Source organism: Paenibacillus sp. FSL K6-2859, assembly GCF_038008265.1.
GTDB lineage: Bacteria > Bacillota > Bacilli > Paenibacillales > Paenibacillaceae > Paenibacillus_AQ > Paenibacillus_AQ nitricinens.
Genome location: NZ_JBBOYU010000001.1, coordinates 2929138 through 2955209 on the forward strand (window position 1 = coordinate 2929138; position 26072 = coordinate 2955209).

The 26072-nt window shown below is 42.7% G+C and carries 28 protein-coding genes and 1 riboswitch; of the genes, 20 read left to right on the forward strand and 8 right to left on the reverse strand.

The annotated features are described in order from the left end of the window. Window positions 1–78 precede the first annotated feature (78 nt). Entirely contained in the window at window positions 79–750 is a 672-nt protein-coding gene (locus tag MHB64_RS12835; protein ID WP_094868584.1) for a tetratricopeptide repeat protein, read from the reverse strand. Between the two features lie 390 nt (window positions 751–1140). On the opposite strand from MHB64_RS12835, the gene MHB64_RS12840 reads away from it, so the two are divergent. The 3 genes from MHB64_RS12840 (at window position 1141) to MHB64_RS12850 (ending at window position 3058) form a co-directional block, all read left to right on the forward strand. Next, the gene (locus MHB64_RS12840; protein WP_094868585.1) at window positions 1141–1734 is read left to right on the forward strand and encodes an LOG family protein; all 594 of its coding nucleotides are present in this window, start codon (window positions 1141–1143) and stop codon (window positions 1732–1734) included. A gap of 119 nt (window positions 1735–1853) precedes the next feature. Beyond that, the gene (locus MHB64_RS12845; protein WP_094875704.1) at window positions 1854–2747 is read left to right on the forward strand and encodes a polysaccharide deacetylase family protein; all 894 of its coding nucleotides are present in this window, start codon (window positions 1854–1856) and stop codon (window positions 2745–2747) included. Between the two features lie 146 nt (window positions 2748–2893). Further along, complete coding sequence (locus tag MHB64_RS12850) at window positions 2894–3058, forward strand: hypothetical protein (protein ID WP_179281484.1); 165 nt, start codon at window positions 2894–2896, stop codon at window positions 3056–3058. Window positions 3059–3129: 71 nt separating this feature from the next. Here MHB64_RS12850 and MHB64_RS12855 read toward each other — a convergent pair whose 3' ends face one another. Further along, on the reverse strand, window positions 3130–3342 hold the full coding sequence (locus MHB64_RS12855; RefSeq protein WP_042126976.1) for a hypothetical protein: 213 nt from the start codon (window positions 3340–3342) through the stop codon (window positions 3130–3132). Between the two features lie 182 nt (window positions 3343–3524). On the opposite strand from MHB64_RS12855, the gene MHB64_RS12860 reads away from it, so the two are divergent. From MHB64_RS12860 to MHB64_RS12925, 14 genes are all read left to right on the forward strand, one after another. Beyond that, window positions 3525–4118, forward strand: a complete 594-nt coding sequence (locus MHB64_RS12860) for a manganese efflux pump (RefSeq protein WP_094875705.1) — start codon at window positions 3525–3527, stop codon at window positions 4116–4118. Window positions 4119–4237: 119 nt separating this feature from the next. Next, the gene (locus MHB64_RS12865) at window positions 4238–5593 is read left to right on the forward strand and encodes an ABC transporter substrate-binding protein (protein WP_094868589.1); all 1356 of its coding nucleotides are present in this window, start codon (window positions 4238–4240) and stop codon (window positions 5591–5593) included. A 200-nt stretch (window positions 5594–5793) separates the two neighbouring features. Then, on the forward strand, window positions 5794–6747 hold the full coding sequence (locus MHB64_RS12870; protein ID WP_094868590.1) for a carbohydrate ABC transporter permease: 954 nt from the start codon (window positions 5794–5796) through the stop codon (window positions 6745–6747). Next, on the forward strand, window positions 6744–7607 hold the full coding sequence (locus MHB64_RS12875; protein WP_094868591.1) for a carbohydrate ABC transporter permease: 864 nt from the start codon (window positions 6744–6746) through the stop codon (window positions 7605–7607). Before MHB64_RS12870 ends, MHB64_RS12875 begins: the two co-directional genes overlap by 4 nt. A gap of 83 nt (window positions 7608–7690) precedes the next feature. Beyond that, complete coding sequence (locus MHB64_RS12880) at window positions 7691–9415, forward strand: sensor histidine kinase (protein ID WP_094868592.1); 1725 nt, start codon at window positions 7691–7693, stop codon at window positions 9413–9415. Window positions 9416–9448: 33 nt separating this feature from the next. Then, entirely contained in the window at window positions 9449–10795 is a 1347-nt protein-coding gene (locus tag MHB64_RS12885) for an ABC transporter substrate-binding protein (RefSeq protein ID WP_341134556.1), read from the forward strand. A 16-nt stretch (window positions 10796–10811) separates the two neighbouring features. Then, on the forward strand, window positions 10812–12410 hold the full coding sequence (locus tag MHB64_RS12890) for a response regulator (protein ID WP_094868594.1): 1599 nt from the start codon (window positions 10812–10814) through the stop codon (window positions 12408–12410). Window positions 12411–12580: 170 nt separating this feature from the next. Next, window positions 12581–13654, forward strand: coding sequence for a fatty acid desaturase (locus MHB64_RS12895; protein WP_094868595.1), 1074 nt, complete (start codon window positions 12581–12583; stop codon window positions 13652–13654). Window positions 13655–13815: 161 nt separating this feature from the next. After that, entirely contained in the window at window positions 13816–14952 is a 1137-nt protein-coding gene (locus MHB64_RS12900) for a sensor histidine kinase (protein ID WP_094868661.1), read from the forward strand. Continuing rightward, a complete protein-coding gene (locus MHB64_RS12905; RefSeq protein WP_042126995.1) occupies window positions 14952–15554 on the forward strand; it encodes a response regulator transcription factor in 603 nt (200 codons plus the stop codon). The genes MHB64_RS12900 and MHB64_RS12905 overlap by 1 nt, the downstream gene beginning before the upstream one ends. 125 nt (window positions 15555–15679) lie before the next feature. Beyond that, window positions 15680–16765 carry an aspartate-semialdehyde dehydrogenase gene (gene asd / locus MHB64_RS12910; RefSeq protein WP_094868596.1) on the forward strand — a complete coding sequence of 362 codons (1086 nt, stop codon included), beginning with the start codon at window positions 15680–15682 and terminating at the stop codon, window positions 16763–16765. Window positions 16766–16881: 116 nt separating this feature from the next. Next, window positions 16882–17280 carry a hypothetical protein gene (locus MHB64_RS12915; protein ID WP_280785954.1) on the forward strand — a complete coding sequence of 133 codons (399 nt, stop codon included), beginning with the start codon at window positions 16882–16884 and terminating at the stop codon, window positions 17278–17280. 115 nt (window positions 17281–17395) lie between these two features. Continuing rightward, on the forward strand, window positions 17396–17578 hold the full coding sequence (locus tag MHB64_RS12920) for a DUF3934 family protein (RefSeq protein ID WP_094868598.1): 183 nt from the start codon (window positions 17396–17398) through the stop codon (window positions 17576–17578). A gap of 113 nt (window positions 17579–17691) precedes the next feature. Continuing rightward, a complete protein-coding gene (locus tag MHB64_RS12925; RefSeq protein WP_094868599.1) occupies window positions 17692–18384 on the forward strand; it encodes a pseudouridine synthase in 693 nt (230 codons plus the stop codon). Here the strand turns inward: MHB64_RS12925 and thiE are convergent. From thiE to MHB64_RS12955, 6 genes are read right to left on the reverse strand one after another with little or no spacing between them, the layout of a single operon-like run. Next, window positions 18365–19030 carry a thiamine phosphate synthase gene (gene thiE, locus MHB64_RS12930; protein ID WP_341134557.1) on the reverse strand — a complete coding sequence of 222 codons (666 nt, stop codon included), beginning with the start codon at window positions 19028–19030 and terminating at the stop codon, window positions 18365–18367. The two genes, MHB64_RS12925 and thiE, sit on opposite strands and share 20 nt — an antisense overlap. Next, entirely contained in the window at window positions 19011–19841 is an 831-nt protein-coding gene (gene thiD / locus MHB64_RS12935) for a bifunctional hydroxymethylpyrimidine kinase/phosphomethylpyrimidine kinase (protein ID WP_341134558.1), read from the reverse strand. The genes thiE and thiD overlap by 20 nt, the downstream gene beginning before the upstream one ends. 21 nt (window positions 19842–19862) lie before the next feature. Next, window positions 19863–20657: a hydroxyethylthiazole kinase gene (gene thiM, locus MHB64_RS12940; protein ID WP_341134559.1), complete on the reverse strand. Its 795-nt coding sequence runs from the start codon at window positions 20655–20657 to the stop codon at window positions 19863–19865. Window positions 20658–20697: 40 nt separating this feature from the next. Next, a complete protein-coding gene (locus MHB64_RS12945) occupies window positions 20698–21732 on the reverse strand; it encodes an ABC transporter substrate-binding protein (RefSeq protein WP_341134560.1) in 1035 nt (344 codons plus the stop codon). Beyond that, entirely contained in the window at window positions 21729–22502 is a 774-nt protein-coding gene (locus MHB64_RS12950; RefSeq protein ID WP_179281486.1) for an ABC transporter permease, read from the reverse strand. Before MHB64_RS12950 ends, MHB64_RS12945 begins: the two co-directional genes overlap by 4 nt. Further along, complete coding sequence (locus MHB64_RS12955; protein ID WP_341136074.1) at window positions 22483–23382, reverse strand: ABC transporter ATP-binding protein; 900 nt, start codon at window positions 23380–23382, stop codon at window positions 22483–22485. The genes MHB64_RS12950 and MHB64_RS12955 overlap by 20 nt, the downstream gene beginning before the upstream one ends. A gap of 30 nt (window positions 23383–23412) precedes the next feature. Continuing rightward, a riboswitch (TPP riboswitch) is annotated at window positions 23413–23516 on the reverse strand. Between the two features lie 223 nt (window positions 23517–23739). Between MHB64_RS12955 and MHB64_RS12960 the strand changes: the two genes are divergently transcribed. From MHB64_RS12960 to MHB64_RS12970, 3 genes are read left to right on the forward strand one after another with little or no spacing between them, the layout of a single operon-like run. Next, window positions 23740–24576: an amino acid ABC transporter substrate-binding protein gene (locus tag MHB64_RS12960; RefSeq protein ID WP_094868604.1), complete on the forward strand. Its 837-nt coding sequence runs from the start codon at window positions 23740–23742 to the stop codon at window positions 24574–24576. Between the two features lie 51 nt (window positions 24577–24627). Next, a complete protein-coding gene (locus MHB64_RS12965; RefSeq protein WP_094868605.1) occupies window positions 24628–25296 on the forward strand; it encodes an amino acid ABC transporter permease in 669 nt (222 codons plus the stop codon). 14 nt (window positions 25297–25310) lie between these two features. Beyond that, complete coding sequence (locus MHB64_RS12970; protein ID WP_094868606.1) at window positions 25311–26063, forward strand: amino acid ABC transporter ATP-binding protein; 753 nt, start codon at window positions 25311–25313, stop codon at window positions 26061–26063. Window positions 26064–26072: the final 9 nt, after the last annotated feature.

Here is a 26072-nt window from a genome sequence, read left to right on the forward strand (position 1 = left end):
CTAATTTATTATAAAAAATGGAGATCATTTCTGATAATCAGAAGTGATCTCCGTTTTTGGGTTAAGGAGTCGTCAAGTTTATTTCATCTTGGCGAAAAAGCTGCGCAACGCCCAACCGCGCTCCTGCCGTTTTTTATATTTAGGGAGTGAACGATAAACAGCGGTGGATTCTTCGAAAGCTCGTTTTGCATCCTCTGATCTGCCAAGCGCTTTATACATCGAGCCAGCTAGATAATACGCCTCAGAAGAAGAAGACTGGATTTCTTGATACTGAGTAACGTAATGTAATGCTTTATCATGATTCGTATGGCGGAAGGTTTCCGCTAACCAAAGATACGGCTGTCCATATTGAGCCTTACGGTTGATCTCCAGACCGCGAAGCGTCTGTGCCTCGCCTTCCTCCAAAGCACCAAGCTTTAGATTCACATGTCCAAGTTCTACCCAATATTCGGCAGATTGTTCATAACGATCCTCGATTTGAAGTAGGAGATCCTTCGCTTCCCTATATTTTTTACGTTCTGCCAAACTCCGCGCTAAATCAAATTTGGATGAGACATCATTAGGATTCAAAGAAATAGTTGTACGTAGCTTGGAAATTTGACGCATTCTTTTGAAGGGCTTTGTAATGCTGGGGAAGATACCCACATATCGCCGATCCAAGAAATACAAGATAAGAAGCAGGATAATAATAGCCAGAAAAGGGTTGCCCACTAATCTGAAGAGCAGTAAAACACCTATAAATTTAAGCATAACTTCCCTCCATAATCATTTGGTTCCGGTATTACGATTGAAAAGGTAGATCTAAGGCAGCTAATTATACCATAATTCAAAGCAATCTGAATCCCGGGGTTTAAAAATAATACAACTTTGAGCAGCTTAATAGCGTCTTAGTGTAAGATGAATAATAATTACAATAATATCATAAGAAGGGAAAATCAAGACGAACTTATTAACAAGGAAACTACGGATGATTAGTTTAGCTGTTTGTTCTACTTTTATAGCTGTAATGATCCTCCCGCAAGCGAAAAGTGAGGTTCCAACAAAAAGATAACTTTCATTTAACACTTATTTTAATATTCTAAGGTACAATTAGTGAATTAATCTCAATTGAACCATAATAACCAGTCTGGAGTGATAGGTATGGCTTTTACAATATGTGTGTTCGCCGGATCGAATCCAGGTCTTAACTCAGAATATACGGAAATGGCTAGAGAATTGGGTTATCATATAGCTGCACAAGGGTGTAGGCTGGTTTATGGAGGCTCAAGAAATGGCCTTATGGGACAGGTAGCCGACGGAGTGTTATCCAATGGCGGAGAAGTCGTTGGGATCATGCCAGTGGATCTTTTTAAAGATGAAATCAGGCATTCTGGGTTAACGAATCTGATTGAGGTCTCTAGTATGCATGAACGTAAGGCCATTATGAGCGGTATGGCTGATGCGTTTATTGCCCTGCCTGGAGGTCTTGGAACCTTTGATGAGTTATTTGAAATCCTATGCTGGATGCAGATCGGGATTCATCAGAAACCGATAGGGCTGCTGAATATAAGAGGCTATTTTAATCCACTGCTAGCCATGATCAGTCATAGTGTAAGTGAAGGGTTCGCTCCTAAACATGCAATGAAAATGTTAGATATGAACGCTGATCCCGAATATTTGCTTGAACTGATGAGAGGTCAAGTTGATCATAGTAATAAAGGTCTTGGGAACGCTAGATTTCCTTCACAGCGCTAGATTTAAGCTTCCACGGCTCTAAGGAGCGATTGAACGCTTTACACAGTAAGGACGCAAACACTTCACGGTGTTTACGTCCTTATTTTTAAATAAATCATTCATTAATAGGGGGTAGGTTCATGATTCAAAAATTAGGCTTTGCGGCTGACGAGCGCTTGTTAATTATTAATGCAGACGATTTTGGAATCACTAAAGGAACTAATGAAGCTATTGTTGATTTATTTGAAAAAAAAGCTATAACATCCACATCTATTATGATGCCTTGCCCAGACTCGAATGAAGCAATGGAGATAAGTAATTGTAGAGGAATAAAGAATATGGGTATTCATTTAACTTTAACAAGTGGCGAGCAGCATCCGTACAGGCCCGTATTCCAAAATAGGAATTTAAATAGTTTAATTACGGAGGAAGGGAATTTTCATATAGATGCCACACTTCTGGAAAGAAACGCTGCTGATGATGAGGTTAGAGTAGAGATAGAAGCGCAGATCCAAAGTGCAATTGTACATGGCATTGATCCAACTCATCTGGATAGTCACGGGGGAAGTATTATGGGATTATTTACCGGCCGAGATTTTTTAGAAATAACATTTGATCTATGTGAAAAGTACCGTCTACCCTTCAATTTACCTACTAGGATAGTAGAACAACCGTTTTTTAATATGGATCAATTGAGAAGGTTTAAAAAAAGAATTTCTTCAGCAAAAGAGAGGAGCATTCTACTAATCGATGATATAGTTTCTCTTCCTTATTGTATTAACCCCACTGCTACGTACAGTGAAATGAAAAAGGGATTAACTGAACGATTAAAGAATTTAAAGCCTGGAATAACCCAATTAACGATACATCCAGCTAAAATAACGGAGCAGTTAATAGCCTTAACGACATGTTATACAGAAAGAGAATTGGAATATCTTCTACTAAACGATATTGAAATTAAGCAAGTGATTATCAATGAGCAGATTACACTTATTTCGTGGACAGATATACGTGATATACAAAGATCTATTTAGAGAATTATAAAAAGGAATCATTATTCATTTTGTTTAATAAGAATGTGTTAAAATGGTTTAAACTTTGGAGAAGCTGGGTAAATACCCATAAGCAGTCTAGCAGAATTGCAAATTTCAGGAACGTCACGGAAGGAGTTTGAAATCCAATGAATGTGATCGTACATCATCTTATGGCTTACAATCATCAGTTTTTTAGACCTCAGCCCGTGGTCAATCCTAAGCAAGAGAGATCTAATAAGAAGAAGCAGAGTTTTCAGGAAGTGTTGGATGAGAAAATGAAAGTGTATGGAAAATACAGAATTATTAAGTAAAAGCTACTACATACGTCTGCTGAAAAAAGCCGGAATGCAGTGATCTTAGGGTCACTGTGTTCCGGCTTTTTTTAGGGTCTAACCTCAAAGAATTGGCAGCTCTTGCGGGAGTAGTAAGTCAGATCACTAACTCTGGACTGAATAACGACATCGAAATCAGTGAAGCGGACAACGGTTGCTCCTGAATTCACCAAATGATCGTCCTGAAAGACTCGGACAGGTAATTTTCGGTCAACGGCTTCTTGGAAATCACTGTCTGTAAACAGCGGGCGGTTAATCGGCATAGATATTAAACTCCTTTTGATCATTTAATGAAGGTAGAAATAAAAATAGTATACCTGCGGAAGCATGAAAAATCCAATATAAGAGTAGCTGACGAACATTTTATGAGCAACCTGTTTGGACAAAATTCTATGCGCCCACTTCAGACATAACATAGTTATGAATGTACTAAGGGGGTTTAAATATGCACTGGCTTTCCATCATTATTATTGGTCTGGCTTCAAATTTGGATAACTTAGGAATAGGCGTTTCCTTTGGCGCACGGTCCACAAAAATTACACCTCTCTCTAATCTGATCATTGCTGTTCTTTCAATGCTGGCTACCTTCCTTTCAATTACCTCAGGAGAATATGTTTCAGAATATTTCTCGGAGGCACTTGGCAATGCCATTGGTGGCTGCTTGATTCTGTTTATGGGACTCTGGAGTATTAGAGCGGTGTATAAGAAACCAACTTCAAGTGTAAGCATGGATATAGAGGCCAATGTCCTCAGCACAGCTTCTACAGATACTGGCTATCGTCATGTCTTAAGATGGCAAGAATCGGTGTGGCTGGGTGTAGCGCTGGCTATCAATTGTATTGCTACAGGCTTTGGAGCAGGGATCAGCGGTGTGAACGCAACCTTCACAGCGATCTCAGTGGGTGCCTTTTCATTTATCACTGTTGCTGCCGGAATGCAAATCGGGAATCGAATGTCCAAAACCTGGCTAGGCAAACATTCTGATCTTATCGGTGGATTGTTATTAGTAGGTATAGGTCTGTATGAAATATTTATTTAAGCTGATCTTGAGTTCGTAAGTATTTCCACCATAAATCGGAAGTTTACCTCCTCAAAAAAAGAAAATAAACCCTGTACACTAAATCTTGTAAGAGAAACCTTTGAAAGGGGTACAGGGGAATGAATAAAGTAAAACACTTGGCACTTTCGTTAGTCGCTATCATGCTTGTAGGTTCACTGGCAGCATGCGGAGGCAACAACGCCGAGAACAACGCATCAAGTAAAAATACAGGTAACAACGCAGCAAGCACAAGTGAACCAACAAAAGATGAGGGTACTGAGCCTGCTGAGAAAATTGAACTTTCTTTCTGGACACTCGGCAACGTGAACTACGAGGATCTAGCGAAGGAGTATACGAAGGAACATCCAAACGTAACGATCAAGGTTCAAAATACGGGTGACCAAACGGCTCATCATAATAATTTGACCACAGCTTTATCGGCGGGGTCGGGTGCACCAGATATTTTCCAGCTTGAAATCGGTTTCATGGAGCGCTTTATCAATGCACAGGATAAATTCTATAACCTGAATGATCTTGGAGCCAAAGATATTCAAGCGAACTATTTGGATTGGAAATGGAAACAAGCCTCTTCCGTAGATGGCAGCTTCCAGTTGGGTTTACCAACAGATATCGGTCCGACCGTTGTTTATTACAGAACAGATTTGGCGGAAGCAGCCGGATTGCCAAGTGACCCGGAAGGATTCGGCGGAGCCATTGATACATGGGACAAATTCGCTGCTGTAGCCAAAGCTTTCAAGGAAAAGACAGGTAAGCCTTTTGTAGATCTTACAGATCTTACCTTTAATGCATTGCGTGACCAATCCGCGGATGAAATCTACTTCAGCAAAGCGGATGGCAGCTTTATCGGAGACACCAACCCGCAAGTTCGCAAAGCTTATGATTTTACGGTTAAAGGTATCCAAGAAGGTTGGATCAGCAATCTAATGCTCTGGTCTCCAGAATGGGGCCAAGGAATGAACGATGGATCTTTTGCAGTCGTCATGGGACCGGCTTGGATGGCGGGAAATGTTAAGAGTAATGCTCCAGATACTACTGGGAAATGGAAAATCGCACAGCTTCCTGAAGGTGCTGGAAACTGGGGTGGTTCATTCCTGACCCTGCCTAAAGAAGGTAAACACTCGAAAGAAGCTTATGATTTCATCGCTTGGATGGATAACAAGGATAATCAACTGGAATCCTTCAAGACAAAAGGGTTGATGCCTTCCATTCCTGCCCTGTACGAAGATCCTGCATTCGTAGATTTCAAGGATGAATTCTTCGGTGGTCAACAAACGGCAGTTGAATTTGGTAAAGCAGCTAATCGTGTAAAACCGGTATACTACGGTCCACTTCATGACCAAACCGATACCTTCTTCAAAAATGCACTGAAAAACGTGTTGGAGAAAAAGGCTGATCCGGCTAAAGAGTGGGATGAAGCTGTTAAACAAGCGAAGAAGCTAGCTGAACGCAGCTAAGACTTCTAACAGAAAGCGTGCAATGCCTTGAAGGTCCGGATTCATAGAGAACAGTATTCTCTGTGAATTCGGATTTAATTATAAGAAAGTATAAGTTTCACGCAATACTTTATGCTTTAATTCTCGCATAAACGATTACCGTCCTTATAAGGACGCCGAAGACGTTTTGCTTGATACGTTAGATTACCTGGAGGTGTGTCATGGCTGAACCTGTTATTGCAAGTCCGCATGCCGAGAGCAAACGACCGTTTTTAACGGAACAAAGAAGGAGCCGCATCACCGCTTATACATTCATCTCTCCTTTTTTTATTCTGTTCTCGATATTTGGACTATATCCGATCTTCTTTACGATCTACCTTTCATTTTTTAAATGGGATGCCTTGAATCCTATGAAATTCGTAGGAATGAAAAATTATGAGCTGGTCACAAGCGACCCTACCTTTTGGATTTCTTTTAGCAACACGTTAATTATGGGACTGCTTGGTACGATTCCACAGATCCTATTGGCACTTTTGATTGCTGTTTTGTTGAATTCGGGGATGACTCGTTTCAAAAAAACGTTCCGCGTTCTCTTTTTCATGCCGAATATTACTTCAATCGTTGCGGTTACCCTGGTGTTTAGTACGCTGTTTGGGAACAACGGGATGATCAACTGGATGCTCAGTGGTTTAGGACTTGATAATGTGGCCTTCAACTCTGGCTGGTGGGGAGTCAAAATCGCGATTTCAACTATGGTGATGTGGCGCTGGACAGGGTATAATGCCATTATTTTTCTATCAGGACTTCAAAGTATTCCTACAGATTTGTATGAAGCAGCCCGAATTGATGGAGCGAACAGAAGGCAACAATTAACCTTCATTACATTACCACTACTAAAACCATTTATCGTATTCGTTACCTTGCTCTCGACCATTGGTGCGCTGCAGTTGTTTACTGAACCTTATGTATTCTTGGGGCAATCAGGAACTGGATCTACCCGTCAGGAAGGAATCACTATGGTTACTTATTTGTACAGTGAGGCATTCCGCAATGGATTCTTTGGTACGGCGGCGGCTACAGCAGTTCTACTATTTGTGGTCACAATCATATTCTCTGTCCTTAATATGCTGGTTTCAAGCCGCATGGGTGGAGATACAGGAGGGGGTAAAGCGTGAGTACTGTGCGTCTATTAAAAAAAGATCCGGATGATCTTGGGATTTTCGGCAAAGTAGGATTTTATCTCATTCTGATTCTTGGTGCACTCGTGTCCATCTTTCCTTTTTACTGGATGTTTGTAGTTGGCACAAATGATAGGGGCGCAGTATTCCATGTCCCCCCTTTGCTTACGGTTGGAAACCAATTTTTTGATAATTTCCAGCGGGTTCTGGATAAAACGGATTTCTTCCAAGCCCTTGGAAACTCATTATTCGTCTCGTCTATGGTAACCATATCGGTCGTATTTTTCTGTACATTGGCTGGTTATGCTTTTGCTAAATATGAATTCCCGTTTAAAAATATTCTTTTCTACTTTGTAATTGCTACTCTATTTGTACCCCAGCAGCTTGGTGTGTTACCTACTTATGTCATTATGGCCAAGCTCCATTGGATCGACTCCTTTAAGGCGCTGATTGTTCCGGCAATGGTTAATGCTTTTGGGATCTTTTGGATGCGGCAGTATATCTCTACAGCTGTACATACAGAACTGATCGAAGCTGGACGGATTGATGGCGGAGGACATTTCCGGATCTTCTGGAACATCGCCATTCCAGTGATCACTCCAGCTATGGCAACACTAGGCATACTGAATTTTATGACCGTATGGAATGACTTCTTTTGGCCTTTGGTCGTGTTAAAGAACCAAGAACATTTTACAATACAAATCGCGCTCCAACAGTTATTCTCCAATCGTGACGGTCTGGATTATGGAATGATCATGTCAGCTACGTTTACGGCGACCTTGCCATTGCTGATCGTCTTCTTGTTATTTAGTCGTTGGGTAATTGCGGGGCTTACTTCAGGAGCTATCAAGAGCTGATCTTACTTTTAGGTCTTTACAGGGAATAGGCGGTTTCGTGAAGAATACTAGAGAACAGAGACAGCAGGGGGAAGGGGAATACCATGAAGCTCCGCCGGAAAATCTTGTTCGCTATTATTCTTCTCGTCTTTATTCCAGTGATCCTGATGGGGATCGTCACATATGTTAATTTCTCCAACGCTATGGAGAAAAAATCAAGCAACTTCTACTGGGTTTCACTGCTCGAAACGGATCGAAAGCTCAAATTCGCACTTAGCGAAATCTCCTCGATCACAAATGCTGCAATCACACAACCGGTTATTCAACAATCGCTTAAGCAGACTAATTTTGTGCTCACTTATGATCGCAAGCAGGAACTCAACAATTTGCTGATTAATCATCCGATGATTACTTCATTTAGTTTATATGGCAAAGATCGGCTGCTCTATCAATACAATGCACCGATGTCCTTTGAGGACATGAAGAAGCAGAGTTGGTTTAATGCGATGGAAAGTGCGGAGGGGCGCCCTGTATGGTCAGGACCCGGTGAGAATGGTTCAGCATTATCCGGCCATCCGGTACTTGTGCAAGCCAGAGTGATCAAAGATTATTATTCACTTGAAGATATCGGCTATTTGGTCGTGAACGTAAAACCCGATTTACTAGATCAGATTTTTTGGGAGGCAGCAACTCTGAAGAAGGGGGATATTCTGCTAGTGAACAAGCTAGGGAATATAGTTTTTAACAAATCCGGTGAACATATAGGGCAGCGCACCGAGTTCCCTTTTTTAGAAAATGATTATGCCAAGGAACAAAACTATTACATCGATAACTATCAGGGGGAACAATCACTCATAACCTTCCTCCCTTCACATAATAAAGACTGGTATTTGGCAGCGATTACACCGATGAATCTAATCTCTTCGGAGTCCATTTCTATCCGCAATATTGCGATTATTTTGAGTACGGTTTCATTGTTATCGGCGATTTTATTTGACCGCTATTTTGTTAGAAGACTCGTTTATAGCATTAATAGCGCAGTCAACGGGATGAAGCGGGTGAAGCAAGGGATTTTTACACCTATCACTACACGTTATCGTGCTGATGATGAAAGTGATTTTCTGATTGATGGCTTTAACCGAATGAGCTCACAGATCAGCGAGTTAATCGTACAGGTGCAGACGGAGCAGGGGCGGAAGAAGGAAGCAGAAATGCAGGCCTTAATGGCGCAGATTAATCCTCATTTTATTTATAATTCACTTGAATCAATTAATTCAATGGCTGTGCTGCAAGGCAATAAAGATATTAGTAAAATGGTCATTTCACTCGGCAAGCTGCTGCGAATTAGCATTAGTCAGAATCAAGAGCTGATACCACTGCAAATGGAGTTTGAGCATGTTCGCCATTATCTGGATATTCAGAAGTTCCGTTTCGAGGATAAATTTTCGTATATTATAAATCTTCCTGAGAATCTTAGAACGTTTATGACTCAAAAGCTGATTGTTCAGCCCATTGTAGAGAATGCATTGTACCATGCGATTGAGCCGATGGAGGACCCTGGAATTATAGAAATCACAGCCTATGAAATGGGTACGGATATGATTATTATCGTAAAAGATAACGGTCCGGGCTTCGACTTAGCCAAGATGATGAATCTATGGGATAACGAGGGAGGCGGCCAGAAGAAATATAGTGACAGTGGTGTAGGGCTTAAGAATGTTCATGAGCGCCTGATTATCAGATTCGGCAGTCCATATGGCTTACTTGTGTGTTCATCCCCTGGATTTGGTTCAACGATTCGAATCCGAATACCAAAAATACTGCCATAATCGATCATACAGAGGAAACAGGGGGAGATTGACATGAAGTGGTTATTGAAGTGGGGCTGGATGTGGATATATCTAGTCTTGATATCTGGCGCTGTTCTATTTATTACTTTAGGAGATCATGAACCGATTGAAGATAATTCACCAGAAAAAATAACGCTGACTTTCCGTCACTTCTGGATCAAAGAGCATGATCGGCCACTGCTGGCTATCTTTGAAGAGATCGTGGATAAATACCAAATTGCGCATCCAAATATAAAAGTTAATTTCGAAGGGTTAGACCAGACGATACACCGTGAACAAAAGCTGAAAAGTGAGATGGTTACTGGCACGCCACCAGATATGTTTGTATTATTTGGTGGGGCCGAAATAGAGCCATATGTGCGTTCTAATCGTCTTGTTGATCTGACTGACTTTGTCCGAGAGAACGGTCTAACCAATCAATTCAAGGATCTGCATCTATGGACCTTTGATAACCATATTTATGGATTGCCCATTGAAGGAAACGCTGAACCACTGTATTACAATAAGACTATATTCAATAAGCTGGGTCTAGGGGCGCCTACAACGCTGCAAGAACTCGATGATGTCATACTGGGGCTCAAGGCCGGAGGATACATTCCCTTTGCACTCGGGAATGAGGATCGTTGGCCCGCCGGGATTTTTGCACATTATTTAATGGATCGTTATGCTGGCTCCGAGCTGATCCAGAAGCTAATCACAGGTGAAGATCAAGCGAGCTTTCAGAATGAGGCCTATTTAAAGGCTTTTGAGCATTTGGATCAATGGATAAAAGAAGGTGCTTTTAGTTCCAAGTCTAATGATCTTTCAACTGAAAATGCAGTAAGTTTGTTTGCAAGCGGTAAGGCTGCAATGTATTTAAACGGGAACTGGGATATCAATTTATTTTCTGGACGTGCGGCTCCAGCTGATTTTCAGAATGAGGTAGGCGTTATTCCATTTCCTGCTTTGAAGCAAGGAGAGGAGCCTTCGATTGCAGGAGGTTATACCATCGGCATTGGTCTTTCCTCCGAACTAAATGGAGCTAAACGGGAAGCCGCTTTGGATCTTATGAAGGCTTTTTACACGCAGGAAGTTCAGACCCGAATTGTATATGAAGGACTGAGAATTCCATCCATTCGTATTGCTTTTGATCCGGAGAAGACCGGTCCGGTATTCGCGCAAGTGATGGAAATGATGGAAGTGAACCGCAAGAGCTTTGTGCCTTACGATAACGTATTATCACCTGAAGTTAAGAAAATGTTCCTAAGTGTCATCGAAAAAATGATTAACGAAGAAATGTCTGCAGATCATGCTTTAAAGCTAGTGCAGGCATCATCGATGGAATACTGGAATCTGATCCAAAACTCAAGTGTTCAATAAGCATGGAGGTGCTGGAATGGATGAGATAGAAGAGAAATATAAAGTACTGCTCGTAGATGATGAGCCGATTATTCTTCGTAGTCTAAAGGTAGCTATTCCATGGGATGATCTCCAGATGGAAATTGTGGGAGAGGCTCGAAATGGAGAACAAGCCCTCCGCTTAATAGAAGAAACTACACCGCATATTATAATCAGCGATATCCGTATGCCTGTGATTGACGGAATCACTTTGATGAAGGAAGTATTGCCAAAGAATGCTAAGCTGGTATTTATTTTTATAAGCGGATACGGGGAGTTTGAATATGCGAGAGAAGCTTTGCGTCAAGGAGCCTTTGATTATTTGCTAAAACCTATCGATCATGACGAACTGGTTGAAATGCTATACCGAGCGAAAACAAGACTGGATGACCAAAGAGAGAACGACCAGATGCTGCATTCCGTGCAGATGCTGTCAATGCTCGCTCGTGAACGGATGTTTGCTGAAATCACTCTGGGAAATGCAAGACCGCTAGAGCATCTGAAATGGCTGGAAAATAGCGAACTTGAAGATGGCTATTTCATGGCTGTTGTCCAATTGGATGATTATTCTGCGTTGACCGGGCAGTGGAGTGTGGAAGAAAAACGACTATGGCTGTTTGCGATCCGTAATATTGTTGAAGAGTGGTCCCTGGAGCATGGAGTACTTACAGTCTTCCCTTTTCATAACGGAGAGTGGGTATTGCTCTTCCCTGGATCTCTAAGCGCGAGCAGAAGAGAACTCGGTGAACTATTGATTACAGGGATCAAAAGATATTCCAAGCTAAGCTGCTCAGTAGGGATTAGCCGCTGTACACAAGGCATTGATCAATTAAGCACAGTGTATCCTTTGGCTGCAAAAGCTTTGTATCAACGTTTCTATTCTGGACTTGCCGGGGTGTTCATAGATGAGGAAACAGCCTTCGCAGGCAATACAGAAGTGAAATATCCAAAAGAGCTGGAGACCTCGCTGATAGAGAGTATTCGTACCTTGAATAGAAACCAAATGTCATCCTTGTTTGATGAGTTGGCATTATATATTGAAGCTCAAGCTATTCCTAAAGAAATAGCAGAACGTCTTCTTGTGGAGATGGTTGTTGTGTTATACAGACATTTTGAACATTTGAATCTAAATTCGGACTGGTCTCTACATGGATTGCTAAGCAAGCTGCACCATTTGGTTACCTTGACTGAAATGATATCTGCTTTGAAGGAAGAATTTGGGGTGCGATTGAATCAAGGGAGTAAACCTGTAAATCGGGAGGACACACGCAGTTCCATCGAGAAGACAAAACGTTATATCGAGGGTAATTATCATAAAGACTTAAGTATTGAAGAAGTATCGGAACTTGCCGATCTTAGTGTCAGTCATTTTTGTACTTTATTTAAACAAATAACAGGCTATACCTTCTTGGAGTATGTGACTCACTGTCGAATGGAGAAGGCGAAGTATATATTGCAAAGTAGTAATGTGAAGGTGTATCAGATCGCTCCGCTTGTGGGTTATCAGGATTCACGGTATTTTACCCAGGTCTTCAAGAAAGCTAGTGGTCAGACACCTACGGAATACCGAGAAGAGCATGCGAGGCAGGTCAATTAGCGAAGAAGTACATGGATTGATTAGCAAAAGGGATAAAAATAGGGCATAAGTATGACATTTATCATACCCTTTACTTGATGTTTGTGACTTATAGGATGACACTTTATCTCCTATACTTAGAATAGATAAAAAGATCCTTAGCCAGACACATCAAGGAGGAAACGATAAAGATGACTACAAAACAGACATCACAGCTCTCCAGTCTTAAAAAAAGTGTAGCCCCTTACGAAAAAAACGACCGCAACGCGAGCATAAGACAGCTCATTAATACTTTAGGGCCACTTGTGCTGTTATGGGGCGGAGCGTATTTCTCTTTATCCGTTTCCTACTGGCTCACCCTATTGTTGGCCATTCCTGCAGCAGGATTTGTAATTCGAACTTTTATTATTTTTCATGATTGTACGCATGGTTCATTCTTTAAGAACCGTAAAGCAAATGACATTATCGGAACGATCACAGGTGTATTAACGCTTGTTCCTTATCGACAGTGGAAGCATAGCCATTCTATTCACCATGCCAGCTCTAGTAACCTCGATAAAAGAGGGATTGGCGATATATGGATTATGACTGTTGACGAATATGAAGCAGCTTCTTTCTGGAAACGTCTTTACTACCGTATTTACCGTAATCCGATCGTGATGTTCGGGATAGGACCTATCGCTGTGTTTATGATCCAGTATCGCTTTAATGCCAAAGGTGCAAGACGTAAAGAACGGATGAATACCTATTTAACAAATGTATCTATTGCAGCTCTCTATGGTTTGCTTATTTGGGCGATCGGCTGGCAGGCCTTTATCATGGTGCAATTGCCTATCGCTTTTGTATCTGGTTTTCTCGGAATATGGTTGTTCTATGTTCAGCATCAGTTCGAGGATTCTTACTTCGAGAATGAATCGGAGTGGAGTTATGTTATGGCTGCAGTAGAGGGAAGTTCATATTACAAGCTACCTAAGCTATTGCAATGGATTACAGGGAACATCGGGTTCCACCATGTCCATCATTTAAGTCCGAAGGTACCCAACTATAATTTAGAAAAAGCACATAATGCCACGCCACCCTTGCAAAAAGCGACGACTATAACACTTAGTTCTAGCTTGAAGGCTTTGCACTTCCGTCTTTGGGATGAAGAGAATAAGTGCTTCATAAGTTTTAAACAGATGAAGTCGAGACTAAACAAACCTAAGGTAGCAGCTGCAGCAGCAGAAGTCCTACAAGTTCATAAGACTAGACTCCAAGGAGAATAAATATTATAGGTTCGAACAAAATAGCAGTATAAAGAAAGGTTAGAGCCGGAGAAATCATTCGTGGCTCTAATCTTTTTCTGTTTGGGGTAGTGAAACAACAGATTTCCACTGAATTTATGCTAGAATAAGGAGAGTAATGTATGGTGAAAAGGAGAGCGGTCATGCAAAAGTGGCATCATATTTTTCATAAAAGCACAGGTCTCAGCCCTTATGTGTGGGTCGTTTTTTACATTCTACCGTTTTATTTTATATTTCGCTCCTCCTCAACCTATCAAGTAGTTTGGGGAATCTTGATGATCGCAGTATTTTTTGTTTGTTATGTACTTTCTTTTGTATCTAAGGGCTGGTTGGTTTATTTCTGGACGAGTGTTCAAATTATAGTGTCTATAACGATGACGCTTTTGTTCGGATATATGTATTTTGCACTTTTCCTAGCCTTTTTTATTGGGAACATACAGAATCGAGTGGGTTTCTTCACACTGTACTCTATTCATCTGTTAACTACGATCATTACGATTAATTATGAGCTGCTATCACGTAATTCAGTGTTTATTAGTCAGCTACCGTTTGTGCTTGTAAGTATGATTGCAGTGATTCTACTTCCAATTAGTACCTATAACCGAAATAATCAAGGCAAGTTGCAAGATCAATTGGAGGATGCGAACAAGCGGATATCCGAACTCGTTAAACTTGAAGAACGACAACGAATTTCGCGAGACCTCCATGATACATTAGGTCAGAAGCTTTCATTAATTGGTCTGAAGAGTGATTTGGCAGGAAAGCTAATCGACTCTAATCCTATCCAAGCAAAAGCAGAGATCAATGATGTACGACAAACGGCGAGAAGTGCGCTGAAAGAGGTTCGGGAAATGGTTACGCGAATGCGCGGCATTCGGCTTGAAGATGAACTTATCCATATTCAGCAGTTTCTTGCAGCTGCGGAAATTGATTTTACATTGGAAGGAAATCCGAAGCTAACCAATACCTCATTGATTACGGAAAATGTACTTAGCATGTGTATAAAGGAAGCAGTCACTAATGTTGTGAAGCACAGTGGAGCGCAAGCCTGCTCTATTCTGATTAAGCCCTCTCGAACGGATTTAGTCATAAAAGTGCAAGATGACGGGAAAGGAATACCTGGGAACGATCTTTATTTTAAAGGTCACGGACTGCAAGGTATGAGAGAACGTCTTGAATTTGTAAATGGCTGTATGGATATTGTGAGAGATAGCGGGACTACAATTGTGATTAAAGTACCCAATGCATTTAAGCATCAGGAACCGGAGGTCATCCTATAATGATAAAAATTGTAATCGCTGAGGATCAACGAATGCTACTCGGGGCGCTGGCCTCTTTGCTCGATTTAGAAGAGGATATGAAGGTTGTGGGCCGAGCAAGCAATGGGGAAGAAGCTGTTGCCATGGTTCAGCAGCTTAAGCCGGATATCTGCATTATGGATATTGAGATGCCGGCGATGAGTGGTCTCGACGCTGCTGAAGCCTTGAAGAATAGCGGCTGCAAAACGATGATATTAACGACCTTTGCTCGGGCGGGATATTTCGAACGTGCGCTCAAGGCGGGGGTTCACGCTTATTTACTGAAGGACAGTCCTAGTGAAGAGCTGGCACTCTCTATCCGGAATGTTATGGCAGGCAGACGCATGTATGCACCGGAGCTGATGGATGAAGCCTACAGCGGTGAAGTGAATCCATTGACTCAGCGGGAGAAGGAAGTGCTCGGCCTGATCGCCGATGGTAAAAATACGAAAGAAATTGCCAGTGAGCTGTACATTACTACCGGTACCGTACGAAATTACATCTCAGTTATCCTTGATAAGCTGGATGTGGGGAATCGGATTGAAGCGATCACTCGCTTTAAGGAAAAAGGCTGGTTTAAGTGAAAATATTAAATTTTTTAATGTTATTTTGATGTTAACACTCGCCAAATGTTCCCGAGCCGTATATCATTAATTATCAGCCTATTATTCACAATAGGACAGTTAATCAAAAGGAAGTGTATTTTCTGATGTCAAGAAAGCTAAGAGCCGGCATAGTTGGCGGCACAGGTATGGTAGGTCAGCGGTTTATTGCCCTTCTAGAGAATCATCCTTGGTTTGAAGTAACTGCAATTGCTGCAAGTGCGAAATCTGCTGGGAAAACGTTTGAAGAATCGGCCAAGGGCAGATGGAAACTATCCACTCCAATGCCTGAGAACGTGAAGAATATTATGGTTCAAGATGCTTCTAAGGTAGAAGAAGTAGCTGCGGACGTAGACCTGATCTTTTGCGCAGTAGACATGAAAAAAGAAGAGATTAAAGCGCTCGAAGAAGCTTATGCTCGTACGGGTACTCCAGTAATCTCCAATAACTCTGCGCATCGCTGGACGCCGGACGTGCCTATGGTCATTCCTGAGATTAACCCAGAGCATCTTGGGGTTATTGCGCAGCAAAGAAAACGTCTGGGTACAGAAACAGGTTTCATTGCGGTTAAACCTAACTGCTCCATTCAAAGTTATGTGCCTGCGCTTCATGCGCTTAAAGAATTCAACCCCTCTAAAGTTGTAGTTACAACGTACCAAGCGATTTCCGGTGCAGGTAAGACTTTTGCTGACTGGCCAGAAATGCTTGACAATGTAATTCCTTACATTGGTGGTGAAGAAGAGAAGAGCGAGCAAGAGCCGTTGCGCATCTGGGGAAGCGTGCAAGAAGAAGGCATCGTAAAAAGTGAAGCGCCAACCATTACTTCGCAATGTATCCGTGTGCCTGTAGCGGATGGACATATGGCTGCTGTATTTGTTTCTTTTGAGAAAAAGCCATCCAAAGAAGAGATTTTGAACCTGTGGAAGAGTTTTAAAGGACGTCCTCAAGAGCTTGAGCTGCCTAGCGCACCTAAACAGTTCATTACTTATTTCGAAGAGGAGAACCGTCCACAGACCAAACTGGATCGCGATATTGAGAACGGTATGGGCGTGTCGACAGGCAGACTTCGCGAAGATGCCATCTATGATTACAAGTTCGTGGGCCTCTCCCACAATACCCTGCGCGGAGCAGCCGGCGGTGCTGTATTGATCGCTGAGCTTCTGAAAGCAGAAGGATATATTCAGCCTAAATAAACTGGATGAGCTATAAAGCGGATTCGAAATAGACACCTCATCAAAGCCTAGTCTTTGGTGGGGTGTTTTTTAATGGATTGATTTGGTGAAATAAGTCAGGGAAGGAGCTGATATACTTGTATAAATATTTATTAGCTTTTATAGGGTTACCTTTAATACTATTCACAAGCGGATGCACATCATCCACTCAAGAGGTACAAGAGTATGGAGTATCTTCCATAAATGCTGAAATTCCTATTCCGGAAAATGCCAAAGAAATCGAAGTCACGACAACTTCTAGTAATCCTAATGTAAAAATAGGCGTAAAGTACGAACTCGATAATATAGGGGGAGAACAAGGTCTCTATCGACCTGACCACTACTTTAATAAATTAGAGGATGCTGGCTGGGTTGAGCTGGAGGACAAGCGGTTAGGGCATGTGCAATTTTTCGAAAAAGAGGGTACTGTCATCGCCATTGAAATACATGAAGATACCTTTGATATTTATGAAATGAATAAAGATGCTAAATACTAATCAGAGTATCGTTAGACGAAGCTGAGCTATTACTTAAACAGAAAGTTTGAGAGTGTGGTAAAATAGATGAAGTGTATAAACTATACGAATTCTGAATGACTGACGGAGTGATATGATGGGTGCAAAAAGTAAAGGTGGCGGCACGGGCAGAGGTACGGGGAGTAAGGGCTGGACACGCTGGAACAAAACAGCAAAGCCAGTTAAACCTGCAAAAGGTGCTCCAACCACGGGTCCAGGCGCTAAAGATCTAAGTGGAAGCAAGGGCAATAACGTGAAAAAAAGCGGAAGCACCAAATAGCTCCCTTGAACTGGGTTATTCCTGAAGGTTAACATCTGATTTTGATCGTTAAAATCAGGTGTTTTTTTATTGGATAAATATGACTAAGCTTATGAATAGAAAGTAGGTTCATTGTGAGAATCGATAAATATATAAGCGAGACTGGCTTTTGTTCCAGAAGAGAAACGAAAAGGCTAATTGCCGCTGGCCGAATCGCGGTTAATGGAGTTGTCTGTGAGGCGAATAATCTTATAGAGCCAGAGGATATTGTATCCGTAGATGGAGAGCCCATAACGACTAGTAAAGGGGAGCTGGTATATCTCGCGCTGAACAAGCCAATCGGGATTACCTGTACCGCAGCCCCTGATGTGGCTGGGAATATTATAGATTTTGTAGGATATCCTTCACGAATCTTTGCAATCGGGAGATTAGATAAACACTCGGAAGGTCTCATTTTATTAACGAACGATGGAGATATCGTAAACAAAATGATGCGTTCCGAAAATGGGCATGAGAAAGAATACGTGGTTACCGTAGATAAGCCAGTGACGCCAGAATTCTTACATGAAATGTCTAGCGGTGTGGACATACTTGGGGTCACAACGAAACCTTGCGAAGTGTACCCGATCGCTGATGATGAGTTTAGAATTATCCTAACTCAAGGCCTTAATCTGCAAATACGCAGAATGTGCAAGGAGTTAGGATATAGAGTACTTAAACTAGAACGAATAAGAATCATGAATATTACACTTGATAGTTTGGAGCGAGGACAATGGCGTCATTTGAGCGGAGAAGAGCTGAGTGAGCTTATGTTCCTCTTAAATTAACTTCTTGAACAAATCCTCTAGCGGCTAAGGTGATGTCTTCAGCGCCCGCAATAGCTGATATAACGGAGATACCGTCCGCACCCGCAGCTAGTACTGGTGCTGCATTGTGCACTGTGATTCCTCCTATGCCGACTAAAGGAACCGTAATGCCGCTGTTTCGTATTTCCTCAATGACTAATGTGCCTCGAACGGCTTGGGCATCGTCCTTGGAAGAGGTAGGATAAATAGGTCCAATCCCTAGATAATCAGCTCCATCTGCAATGGCCTGCTGGGCTTCGGCGAGCGAATGAGCGGACACACCAACGATCTTGTCCTCCCCAAGCAGCTGCCTGATTGCTAGCGTGGGGGTGTCATCTTGTCCAACATGAATGCCGTCCGCATCAAGGGCGATGGCTAGATCAATATCGTCATTAACGATAAAAGGGACTCCGTTAGCACGACATATCTTTTGAAGCCGTCTTCCTAAATTAAATCTAACCTCTGCAGTTAATGCCCCTGTACCTTTTTCACGAAATTGGAACATTGTTATGCCTCCAGCAACGGCTTCTTTTAATACCTTGGCTGGGGATTTAAGGCAATTCACACTGCCCATAATGAAATAGACTTTTAATAAATTACGTAGTTGATCACTGTCTATTTGCTTCAAGGTTCATCCCTCGCAATCTATTCTGATATGCAAAATGATTCGTAGGTCCATGTCCAGCCCCTATGCCCAGCTCATCTTCAATCGCCGCTTGTATAAAAGCTTTGGCGGTTTGAATGGCCTCAGCAACGGATTTGCCTTTGGCTAGCTCAGCAGTAACTGCTGCTGAATAGGTGCAGCCTGTGCCGTGCGTGTGTCTAGTCTGAACTCGTTGACTCTCCATAAAGATGAATTCGTGACCATCATATAGGAGATCCACAACAGCCTTAGTTGAGGTATCATGCCCACCTTTTAGCACTACATAGTTAGAGCCCATGGCATGAATGATTTTAGCCGCTTCTTTACGATCGTCTATAGTAGTGATGCTTCTGTTGGTAATCATTTCAGCCTCTGGAATATTGGGTGTCGTCACTAAGGCTAGCGGGAGGAGATGATTGATTAAGGACTGAACAGCTTCTTGCTGTAGCAGCGTGGAACCCCCTTTAGCAACCATCACAGGATCAACTACAAGATTACGCCAGCTGTATTGCTGGATCTTCTCTGCTACGATACAAATGATGTCACTGTTAAATAGCATCCCAGTCTTCACGGCCTCAGGCTTCAAATCAATTCCAATGGAATCAAGCTGTTGCGTAATAGCTTCCAGTGTCAACGGAAATACGCCCTGAACTCCTAGTGTGTTTTGGGCTGTCACAGCTGTGAGTGCGGACATGCCATATACAGAAAGCTCTTGAAAGGTTTTTAAATCTGCCTGGATGCCAGCGCCACCACCGCTATCCGAGCCGGCTATAGTTAAAGCTTTGGATATAGTCATTCTGTTCACTCCTTAGGGTTGTTATCTGAGTTGTTTAATTTTTGATTTATCTTTGTAAGTTTCAGCTGTGAGCAAGCTCAATTGATTTAGAAACTCGATTTGAAAGCTCCCCGGACCTTGTCCAGTCGTTAGTTCAGCGGCGATTTCAGCAGCCACTCCATAGAAGGAGAGAGCTTCGACTGCTGCTTCAAGAGATGCTCCTTCACTTACCGCAAGAAATGCACCGACTACTGCACTTAGCAAACAACCGGTTCCCGTTACTTTTGTTAGAATAGGGTGACCATTGCTGGCAATGTAGGTGTTATCTCCATTTGTGATGACATCATCTTTTCCGGTGATGATAACCACACAATCTAACTTCCGCGCAGCAGTCTCAGCCAAGACGACGACATCGCCCTCACCTTCACCAGCATCCACCCCTTTGATAGACCAGCTCTCACCAATGACATTGGCAACTTCAGCCACATTGCCACGTAGAGCGGTAATTTGCATCTCATTCACAAGCTTTTGAGTGACAGCTGTTCGATAAGCAGTGGCTCCCGCACCCACTGGATCAAGAACTAAGGGAACGCCGTGCTTATTCGCAGATTGTCCCGCGAGCACCATAGATTGAATGGCGTAGTCATTCAGTGTGCCGATATTCAGAACTACGGCAGATGAAAATGCGGCGATATCTGCCACTTCTTCGTGAGCATCCGCCATAAAGGGGGAGGCTCCAAGCGCTAAAAGACCGTTGGCTGAAAAATTCGCTACCACGATATTGGTGATATTGTGGATCAATGGATTGAATTCCCGTACTTTGGATAGATAACACATGATAATTCCTCCTCAAGTTTTATGGGCGAATAGCTAATGTTTAAAGATTAATAAAAGCATCCTCAGCTTTGATGTCAGTAGACAGTAAATCATTGTCTGATAGCCACTGGCGTACCTTCTCCCAAGACGCGGGTTCTTGATATCCAAAATCTTGGTCACCCGCATTCATTAGCGGTAGTAGAATAGCCAGACTCTTCTCTTCAATTTGCTTATCAAGTGGAGAGGTCTCATCTTCGTGTGCAAGCAGCAAATTCAACGCTTTTTCCGGATTCTCCTGCACAAATTGTTGTCCTTTAGTAATTGCATTTAGAAACTTTTTGAAATAGGACTCAGAATTTTGTATTCCTTGATCGCTGGCGACAAGTACTAGCTCGTAATAATCAGGGACTCCGTAATCCGTGGGGTTGAACGAGTTCACGGAATGCCCTTCTTTTTCCAAGATTAATTGTTCGTGGTTAATGAACCCTCCCATAATGGCATCCACTTGCCCCGTCGCAATCGCCGGAATAAGGTCAAAGCCTACGTCGATTAATTTGCTGGCCTTAGGGTCACCCCCATCGTTTTGGATCATCGTACGAATCATGGCTTCATAAAGAGGAATGGAAGAATACCCAATCTGTTTACCTGTGAGGTCTTTGGGACTATGAATGTCTCCAGTTTGAGGTACCATTAAATGATTAAGCGGATGTCTCACAATCGCAGCAATCGAATGTACTGGAATGTTCTCACTGCGTGCCATGAGCACCTGAGGCTGATAACTAAGCGCTAAATCGATTTGATTCGCTGCTACAAGTTTCAGTGCGTCATTGCTGTCTGCGGGCATTTGGATCTCTACGTCCAGACCTTCCTCTTGGAAATAACCATTCTGCTCAGCTGCATATAAAAAAGAGTGAACGGCATTGGGATACCAATCGAGCATAATCGTCAGCTTGTGCGTTTGTTTAATTTCGTTATTAGATGAATTAGCAGGAGTATTGCTTACATTGGATGCTTTTCCGCAGCTGGTGAAGATTAGGACTGAACATATGAGAAATACGGGAATAAGCCATTTTCTTTGGAAATTCAAATCATTCATTGTTTAGATCCTCTTTTCTTTAAAAATAATGGTTCGAGCAGAGCTATCATTAGAAACAACACTATACCAAGCGCGGACAACAGAAATACAGCGGCGAACATTTCGGCACTTTGCAAATTTCCGGCCATCCTTCGGCTAAAGTAACCGAGTCCTTTGCTTCCGCCGAGCCATTCGCCGATGGTCGCTCCAATCACGGAGTACACAATGGATAGCTTTAGTCCTGAGAAAAAGGAGGGCAGCGCCAGCGGGATTTGGGTTTTAACGAGCAGTTGCCAGCGGTTGGCGCCAAATGTTAACAATAAGTCTTTGTAGGCTTGACCACTTGTACGAAGTCCGTCATATGTACTCACAACGACTGGAAAAAAAGCAGTTAGAAACACAACAGCCACTTTGCTCCATAGCGTATACCCGAACCACATAATAAAAATGGGGGATAGCGCGATTAACGGAATCGTCTGACTGATAATAAGGAACGGATAGATGGCCTTTTCAAGGGGGCGAAACAAGTACATTCCGGTGCCCAGCAGTGCACCACAAATAACTGAGAGAACAAAGCCTACCCATATTTCCTGCAATGTGGCCAATAAATGCGGTCTGAGTAATTGCCTGTGTTCGATCAATGCGATGCCTATTGAAGAAGGTGCAGGTAGGATAAAGGCTGGAATCAAGTGAAGACGAACAGCTGACTCCCAGATCACAAGAATGAACAACAGCAGTAGAATGAAGGGAACGTAATTGTTTACATATTTTTTAAAAGGTATGGGCTGCATACAGTCTCCGCTCCAACTCTTCCCGTAACGCTATAAACCGGGGTTCATAGTTCATCTTGTAATGTCTTGGCCTCGGTAAATCAACGACAATCTCCTGGATTTCGCTATGGATTCCTCCAGACAATAAATAAATACGATCGCTTAGTAATAGCGCTTCCTCTAGATCATGGGTGATGAGCATCACTGTTTGACCGAGCTCATCCCAAAGCTCCAATAGCCAACGGTGTATCTCACGTTTGGTCATAGCATCGAGCGCTCCAAACGGCTCATCTAGCAGCATAAGACCGGCCCCGCCACCAGCTACAAGCGTTCGTAGAAATGCGACTCGCTGTTTCATGCCACCCGACAGCTCATGGGGATAAGCCCTCTCTACATCGGCTAAACCGAAACGTGAAAGCATTTCTTGAATGCGAGAGATCGTCTGTTGTTTGCTAAACGTTGGTTTAATCTCCCAGGGCAAAAGACAGTTGTCGAGCACGGTTCTCCAAGGCAACAGCAAATCCTGCTGAGGCATGTAAGCGATCTGACCTAAGCGAGTAGAGGATGACGGGTTCGAATGAATTATTATTTGCCCGTGAGTGGGTTCGAGCAAGCCTGCTATAGTTTTGAAAAGCGTGCTTTTTCCGCATCCGCTAGCCCCAATGACCGAGACAAACTCTCCTCTGCTGATATCTAAGGATAGATCTGCAAATACAGGGGGGTGTTCAGATTCCGGAAAAGAGTAGGTTAAGCCTTGAATGGATAGGATTGTCGTGATGATTGAACCTCCTAAACGTTTTGTGATGGATAAACTTCTTGTATGCTTAAGTTTTGTGATTGATTGTAAACAAATAAAGACCCATTCATTTCCGAAGGGAAATAAATGGGTCAAAAAGTTCATTCTGCATAGGAACACTAAAATGCATGGGATGAAAATTCTGCTCCACTTCCCTCCGCTGGTATGATCCAGATCAGGTTCCAAGGGTCCGGAGCTTGAAGCTCCGTCTCAGTCGGCCGACTCCCCTAGTGAAATAACAGGTCCATATTTAATTTGTTTATAAATATACCATATCTTTCTGAGATGTAAAGAGAGGATCTTGTGAAGGATTATTCTAAGAATGGGTAATATAAGGGTAGAGATTTACCTAATATTACAATTCCGATGTATATAATCGGAAAAAATCATTGACGGTATACAGCGGCCAGTGTAGTATACAATTTACCGGATGAATTCCGGGTAAAGAGAGGGGAATTAATTATGAAAAAACTAAGTTTAACTATTCTATTGGCGTTAACCGTGGTGTTTGTAGCGGCCTGCGGCAATAATTCGAATACCGGTACGTCTAAGAATTCTTCAGCTGGAACGAATGCTGGAAATACAGCCACTGCACAAAACAGTCTGGAAGCTGTTAAAGCTAGCGGCAAATTGCGTATAGGAACAGAAGGGACCTATGCACCCTTTACTTATCATGACGCTTCGGGCAAACTGACCGGCTTTGATGTAGAAATTGCTGAGGAAGTAGCGAAGCGTCTCGGTGTTGAACCAGAGTTTTTTGAGACACAGTGGGACGGTATTTTTGCTGGGATGGATGCCAAGCGGTTTGATGTTATTTTTAACGAAGTATCCATTAATGAAGATCGTAAAGTGAAATATGATTTCTCCGAACCGTATATCGTATCTAAAGCGGTATTGATAGTGAGTGAAAACAATGAGGATATCAAAACTTTTGCAGATCTTAAGGGGAAAAAAGCCGGACAATCTCTGACCAGTAACCTGTCTGATATCGCCCGTGAGAACGGGGCTGAAATTGTAGCTACAGATGGCTTCAATCAAGCGATGGACCTATTGACCTCAGGCCGAATTGATGCAACTGTAAATGATGGTTTGTCTTATCTAGACCTGAAAAAGCAAAAGCCTGATGTGAAAATTAAAGTGGTAGATGAGATTCCAGACGGTTCGCAAAGCGCAGCTGTTTTCTTAAAAGGCAACGAAGAGTTGGTAAAAGCAGTTAGTGATGCAATTGTTGAAATGAAGAGCGATGGCACGTACTTAAAGATTTCTGAGAAATACTTTGGTGCTGACGTTTCAAAATAATTCAAGGGTTCAGAAGCTTACCAGCTTGGAGCCAAAAAAGGATGTCTAAAAATGGATGACCGCAAAATACAAATTTTCTTAGATTCACTGCTACCCCTGCTAAAAGCTGGGGTGGCTTTTACCATTCCATTGGCATTGATATCATTTGCACTGGGAATGATCTTAGCGATATTGACAGCACTGGCTCGTCTCTCCCCGTGGATACTTCCGAAGCTAATCGCCCGCTTTTATGTATGGGTCATTCGTGGAACCCCATTGTTAGTACAACTGTTTATTATTTTTTATGGTTTGCCGGCAGTGGGAATTGTGCTCGACCCTTTCATAGCCGCGACCATTGGATTTACGCTTAGTGTAGGGGCTTATTCATCTGAAATCATCCGTGCGGCTATTCTGTCGATACATAAAGGTCAGTGGGAAGCCGCTTTCTCCGTTGGGATGACTCGTACCCAGGCACTGCGCCGCATTATTCTGCCACAAGCTGCCCGTGTTTCTGTACCGCCGTTATCGAATTCCTTTATTAGCTTAGTCAAAGACACTTCATTGGCAGCAATCATTACCTATACGGAGATGTTTAGAACTGCGCAGCAGGTAGCTTCTACAACGTATGAGCCTCTGCTGGTGTATACGGAAGCCGGATTATTCTACTTATTGTTCTGCTCTGTGTTGTCAGCACTGCAAAACTACTTGGAGAAACGACTGAGTCGTTACTCTGCGAGCTAAAGGGGGAGACAATTATGATTGAAATACTTAATTTGCATAAATCCTTCGGTGAGCTGCAGGTATTAAAGGGCATTGATCTGGAAATGGAGCATGGCAAGGTGCTGGTCATTATTGGCCCATCGGGTTCAGGCAAAACAACGCTTTTACGCTGCTTTAATCTGCTTGAAGTCCCTGATCAAGGAAGCTTATCGCTCAGTGATATTAAAATTAATTTCACGGATAACAAGAAAATCCCCCAGAAGTCCATTTTGGCGTTACGTCAAAAAACAGGGATGGTCTTTCAGTCCTATAATCTTTTTCCGCATATGACGGCACTAGGCAATGTAATGGAGGGGCAGGTGACGGTCCAGAAGCGATCCAAGGACGAAGCACGCGAACGTGCCCTTAAGTTATTAACTAAAGTTGGCTTGGCGGACAAAGCGGATGCTTATCCGCATCAACTGTCAGGTGGTCAGCAGCAACGGGTAGCTATCGCTCGTGCCATGGCAGTAGATCCAGAGGTGCTGTTGTTCGATGAGCCAACCTCTGCGCTTGATCCTGAGTTGGTGGGGGAAGTGCTTAAGGTTATAAAACAGTTAGCGGCAGAGGGGATGACCATGGTGATAGTGACCCATGAGATGAAATTTGCTGCTGATGTGGCGGACCGGATCATTCTGATGGATGGAGGCCATATTCTAGAGCAAGGGACTCCGCAAGAAGTTCTTGAGCATCCGCAGCATCCTCGTGCGCTGCAATTTTTGAACAGAATTAGTGGTGAAGAGATATAGAAGAAGATT

Coding starts and splice junctions, on each gene's coding strand:
- MHB64_RS12900 (WP_094868661.1), top strand. CDS start 13,816: ATGCAAAAGTGGCATCATATTTTTCATAAAAGCACAGGTCTCAGCCCT.
- MHB64_RS12840 (WP_094868585.1), top strand. CDS start 1,141: ATGGCTTTTACAATATGTGTGTTCGCCGGATCGAATCCAGGTCTTAAC.
- MHB64_RS12960 (WP_094868604.1), top strand. CDS start 23,740: ATGAAAAAACTAAGTTTAACTATTCTATTGGCGTTAACCGTGGTGTTT.
- MHB64_RS12905 (WP_042126995.1), top strand. CDS start 14,952: ATGATAAAAATTGTAATCGCTGAGGATCAACGAATGCTACTCGGGGCG.
- MHB64_RS12965 (WP_094868605.1), top strand. CDS start 24,628: ATGGATGACCGCAAAATACAAATTTTCTTAGATTCACTGCTACCCCTG.
- MHB64_RS12890 (WP_094868594.1), top strand. CDS start 10,812: ATGGATGAGATAGAAGAGAAATATAAAGTACTGCTCGTAGATGATGAG.
- MHB64_RS12945 (WP_341134560.1), bottom strand. CDS start 21,732: ATGAATGATTTGAATTTCCAAAGAAAATGGCTTATTCCCGTATTTCTC.
- MHB64_RS12835 (WP_094868584.1), bottom strand. CDS start 750: ATGCTTAAATTTATAGGTGTTTTACTGCTCTTCAGATTAGTGGGCAAC.
- MHB64_RS12885 (WP_341134556.1), top strand. CDS start 9,449: ATGAAGTGGTTATTGAAGTGGGGCTGGATGTGGATATATCTAGTCTTG.
- MHB64_RS12955 (WP_341136074.1), bottom strand. CDS start 23,382: ATGAACTTTTTGACCCATTTATTTCCCTTCGGAAATGAATGGGTCTTT.
- thiM (WP_341134559.1), bottom strand. CDS start 20,657: ATGTGTTATCTATCCAAAGTACGGGAATTCAATCCATTGATCCACAAT.
- MHB64_RS12870 (WP_094868590.1), top strand. CDS start 5,794: ATGGCTGAACCTGTTATTGCAAGTCCGCATGCCGAGAGCAAACGACCG.
- thiD (WP_341134558.1), bottom strand. CDS start 19,841: ATGACTATATCCAAAGCTTTAACTATAGCCGGCTCGGATAGCGGTGGT.
- asd (WP_094868596.1), top strand. CDS start 15,680: ATGTCAAGAAAGCTAAGAGCCGGCATAGTTGGCGGCACAGGTATGGTA.
- MHB64_RS12970 (WP_094868606.1), top strand. CDS start 25,311: ATGATTGAAATACTTAATTTGCATAAATCCTTCGGTGAGCTGCAGGTA.
- MHB64_RS12855 (WP_042126976.1), bottom strand. CDS start 3,342: ATGCCGATTAACCGCCCGCTGTTTACAGACAGTGATTTCCAAGAAGCC.
- MHB64_RS12880 (WP_094868592.1), top strand. CDS start 7,691: ATGAAGCTCCGCCGGAAAATCTTGTTCGCTATTATTCTTCTCGTCTTT.
- MHB64_RS12920 (WP_094868598.1), top strand. CDS start 17,396: ATGGGTGCAAAAAGTAAAGGTGGCGGCACGGGCAGAGGTACGGGGAGT.
- MHB64_RS12845 (WP_094875704.1), top strand. CDS start 1,854: ATGATTCAAAAATTAGGCTTTGCGGCTGACGAGCGCTTGTTAATTATT.
- MHB64_RS12950 (WP_179281486.1), bottom strand. CDS start 22,502: ATGCAGCCCATACCTTTTAAAAAATATGTAAACAATTACGTTCCCTTC.
- MHB64_RS12895 (WP_094868595.1), top strand. CDS start 12,581: ATGACTACAAAACAGACATCACAGCTCTCCAGTCTTAAAAAAAGTGTA.
- MHB64_RS12850 (WP_179281484.1), top strand. CDS start 2,894: ATGAATGTGATCGTACATCATCTTATGGCTTACAATCATCAGTTTTTT.
- MHB64_RS12865 (WP_094868589.1), top strand. CDS start 4,238: ATGAATAAAGTAAAACACTTGGCACTTTCGTTAGTCGCTATCATGCTT.
- MHB64_RS12860 (WP_094875705.1), top strand. CDS start 3,525: ATGCACTGGCTTTCCATCATTATTATTGGTCTGGCTTCAAATTTGGAT.